At 60.4% G+C, this 1,117-nt stretch carries 2 protein-coding genes; both read right to left on the bottom strand.

Features of this window, described 5'->3' with window-relative positions:
- Positions 1 to 123, bottom strand: a 123-nt coding sequence (locus FVQ81_18630; protein ID MBW7998547.1) for an ABC transporter ATP-binding protein, incomplete at its 3' end; no start/stop codon positions are given.
- 14 nt (positions 124 to 137) lie between these two features.
- Positions 138 to 1,117: ABC transporter substrate-binding protein (locus FVQ81_18625; GenBank protein ID MBW7998546.1), on the bottom strand; the 980-nt coding region annotated here is incomplete at its 5' end.

Raw genomic sequence — 1,117 nt, 5'->3', positions numbered from 1 at the left:
CCCCTCGGGAACTTCCAGGGAAACCCCCTTCAACACCAGGATCACGTGATCGTAGACCACCTCGATGTTGTTGACGGTGAGAAGGGCCTTCCCCTGCGCCTCGGTTTGCTGCGTTTCAACCATGGATAGCGATCGCCTCAGCAGTCACGCGGGGTGATGTTGTTCTCCTTGGCGTAGGCGGCAGCGGCTTTCTCGATCATGGGGCGCACCACGTCCTTCATCACGGGGATCCAGTCGCTGATCATGCTCCACTTGGTGCCGTCCCATTGCTGGATAATAACCGGGCCGCCGGACTCGTGGTCGGAACAGGTGATCTTCAGGGGGAGCGTCAGGCCGTCCGCGCCCAATTCCTTCAGGCGGGATTTGGTAATATTGAGGTTTTCAATTCCCCAGCGCATCTGTGCGCCGGTCATGGGCTTTTTGCCGTAGCGATTCTGGGCGGTGCGCACTGCTTCGATGTTGAAAATGGCGCCCACCACGGTGCGGTTGTAGAGCACCTCGCCCCATTTGTTTTCCAAAGCCTTGGCCCGGTCGCCATTGTAGACATGCTTGAGGATGTCCCGATGCACCTTCCAATTGGAGCCCGCCCCGTTGAAGGTGGCGCTCTTGTAGCCCTTGGCCTTCATGCCGGACGGTCTCACTTCGCTTTCCGAGCCGGACCACCAGTTGCCGATGAAGTGATCCATGGGGAAGTTGATGGAGGCGGCCTCCTTGACGGCGACCTGGCCCATCACGCCCCAGGCCGACATGTAGATGTAGTCCGGGCGGTAGCGGCGCACCTGCAGCCAGGTGGCTTTCTGCTCCTGGCCCGGGTGGTCCACCGCCAGCAGCATCAGTTTGTACCCGAACTTCTTGGAGAGCACCTCCAGGGTCGGATTGGCTTCCTTGCCGTAGGCGCTGTTGTGATAGATATGGACGATCTTCTTGCCCCGCAGGTTGTTCAACCCTCCCTCCTGGGATCCGATGTAACGGATCACCGCGGAAGCCTGGCTCCAATAGGTGGTGGGGGCGTTGAAGATCCATTTGAAGACCCGCCCGTCCGCGGCGTCGGTGCGGCCATAGCCGGAGGACCAGATGGGCACCTGGTCCACGGGCGCCTTGGGGATCAACTGATAGG

The organism is Candidatus Glassbacteria bacterium (assembly GCA_019456185.1).
In the GTDB taxonomy this organism is placed as follows: Bacteria; Gemmatimonadota; Glassbacteria; order GWA2-58-10; family GWA2-58-10; genus JAJRTS01.
The sequence above is the reverse complement of the archived record's forward strand: the minus strand, read 5'-3'. Positions and strand labels throughout refer to the sequence as shown.